Below are 216 nucleotides of genomic sequence, written 5' to 3'. Positions count from 1 at the left end.
TGCCCAGGCTGATCTGGCCAGCATCGTTATAGACGTCATCGCCCTGCGCAGCATGGGTGTACGGTGCACTGGTTTCCCCAGCCTTGATGGTGACCTGGGCGTTGTTGCTCAGGGTCACGACCAGGTCGTGGGCCAGCGCCTGGTTGATGTGCACGGTGAAGGTCGGCTTGACGTTCTCGGCCACCGACGCCTGATCGGCGGTGATGGTGACCTGCA

General features: G+C 62.5%; 1 protein-coding gene. It reads right to left on the bottom strand.

The features are described from left to right. A partial coding sequence (locus J5M71_RS29095) for an immunoglobulin-like domain-containing protein (protein ID WP_207839172.1) occupies positions 1 to 216 on the bottom strand: 216 nt, incomplete at both ends.

It is taken from the genome of Pseudomonas sp. 43(2021) (assembly GCF_017490805.1).
Classification (GTDB): Bacteria; Pseudomonadota; Gammaproteobacteria; order Pseudomonadales; family Pseudomonadaceae; genus Aquipseudomonas.
The sequence above is the reverse complement of the archived record's forward strand: the minus strand, read 5'-3'. Positions and strand labels throughout refer to the sequence as shown.